We start from the raw sequence: 1,904 nt of genomic DNA, 5'->3' as shown, positions 1-1,904 counted from the left end.
CGACGTCTGGTCCGTCACCTCCTGGAACGAACTGCGCCGCGACGGCCTCGCCGCCGAAGAAGAAGCCTTCCTCAACCCCGGCCAACCCGCCCGCACCCCGTTCGTCACCCAGCAACTCGAAGGCGCCACCGGCCCCATCGTCGCCGTCACCGACTACATGAAAGCCGTCCCCGACCAGATCCGGCAATTCGTCCCCAACGAATTCGCCACCCTCGGCGCCGACGGCTTCGGCTTCTCCGACACCCGCGCAGCAGCCCGCCGCTACTTCAAAAACGACACCCACTCCATCGTGGTCAAAGCGCTGCAGATGCTCGCGGCACGTGGGGAGGTTGAAGAGGGCGCCCCGTCATACGCCATGGACCGGTACAAGCTCCTGGACGTCAACGCCGGCACTACCGGCGGGGCTGGCGGGGACGCCTAAGTCCACGTCGGCGGCAGTCGGGGCAGTTTCCGGGGGAAGCTGCCCCGACTGCTTTGGCGTTGGCTAGGGTGCAGCTATGGAGAACAGTGAGGAATCCGGAGGGCCGGGCGTGCGGGTGACGGGGGTGTTGCTTGCCGCGGGGGCGGGCACCCGCCTGGGGCTGGGCCCAAAGGCCCTGCTTCCATACCGGGGGCGGCCCCTGGTGGAGGTGCTCGCCGGCAAGCTGCTTGAGGGCGGCTGCCGGGAGGTGGTAGTTGTCGCTGGCGCAGGAGCATCCGCGGTGCAGGCTGCCGCCGCCCTCGCTTGCTGCCGCGTGGTGGTCAATCCGGAATGGCAGTCCGGCATGGGCAGCTCGTTCTTGCTGGGTAACAACACCGCGGATCCTGAAGACCACCTGCTCATTGCCCTCGTGGACCAGCCAGGGCTGACCCCTGAGATCGTACGGCGGCTGTTGGCCGCCCACCGTCCGGGTCGGATCACGGCTGCAGCCTACCGCGGTCCTGAGTCCGACGGCGGCCAGCTCAGTGGCCTTCCGGACGCCGGCAGCCCGCTCGGCGGCTCGCCGGACACCCACAGCCCGGATGGCAGTGCCGGCCACTGCGGCAACGGAGGGCAGTCATGGGAACTGCGCCGCGGGCATCCACTGCTCATCGACGGGTCGCTGCGGGCCTCGGTGGCCGCAACGGTGACCGGTGACGCCGGCGCGCGCATCTTCCTCCGTACCCATCCGGAACTCGTAGATGAAGTGGATTGCAGTGACCAGTCCAGCGGCGAGGATATCGACACCCCGGACCAGCTCCGCCTTCTCCGGTAAACACCCAGGTACTCAGGAATGGGCGCTCAGGAACCCCTCCAAGGCATCCTCCCAAGGAGATCCGCGGTGGCGGACAATGTCTGCGGCACCCCCAAGGCATCCATGGGGCCACTTTGTGGGTTCCCAGTCCTGGTGTTCGCTAGGGTACTGGCGGCCGGCCGGTGAGGTCCAGCCCGGTGGTTCGGTCTTGCTGGCCGGGGTGGGTTTCCAACCGGTGGTATGCCGGAGCCGGTGGTGTTTCGGGCAGGGCTGTCCCAAGTTGCTGACTCCGGTGGTCCCACCATCAGCCCAGGCCAGGATGTGATCGGCCTCCGTGTCCAGTGAGCTGTTGCTGCAGCCGGGGAACGGGCACTTACCGTCCCGGAGCCGGAGCCAGTTCCGCATCGCCTTGCCCACCCGGTAACTGGCCCTGCCGATCTCCAACGGTGCCCCGTCCCGCGGGTCCACGAGCACCCGGTAAAACGAGCCCGCCCCCTCAGCGACCAACCGGCGCGCCATCGACGGCGGAATCGGCCCATAGCCATCCAGTACCGCCGCCTCATCCGTCAACCCCAGCAGCGAAAACACCGGCACCGTCACCAACACCTGCGCCCGGACCGCATCAGGCGGGACATCGGCAGGCCTCTCGAGGTCATCGGGGCTGGTGCAACCTTCGCCTGGCCCCGCGTT

2 protein-coding genes and 1 pseudogene are annotated in these 1,904 nt (G+C 68.2%); 2 read left to right on the top strand and 1 reads right to left on the bottom strand.

Annotated elements, in window-relative coordinates:
- Positions 1-421 (top strand): transketolase-like TK C-terminal-containing protein (locus C563_RS0120720; RefSeq protein ID WP_026265219.1); only part of this gene is annotated, 421 nt, incomplete at its 5' end.
- A 76-nt stretch (positions 422-497) separates the two neighbouring features.
- The gene (locus tag C563_RS0120715) at positions 498-1,235 is read left to right on the top strand and encodes a nucleotidyltransferase family protein (protein WP_051083616.1); all 738 of its coding nucleotides are present in this window, start codon (positions 498-500) and stop codon (positions 1,233-1,235) included.
- A 12-nt stretch (positions 1,236-1,247) separates the two neighbouring features.
- On the opposite strand, the pseudogene C563_RS0120710 reads toward C563_RS0120715, so the two are convergent.
- A pseudogene (locus tag C563_RS0120710) lies at positions 1,248-1,904 on the bottom strand (HNH endonuclease signature motif containing protein); the annotation flags it as partial.

The sequence above is a fragment of the Arthrobacter sp. 135MFCol5.1 genome, assembly GCF_000374865.1.
Lineage (GTDB): Bacteria > Actinomycetota > Actinomycetes > Actinomycetales > Micrococcaceae > Arthrobacter.
The sequence above is the reverse complement of the archived record's forward strand: the minus strand, read 5'-3'. Positions and strand labels throughout refer to the sequence as shown.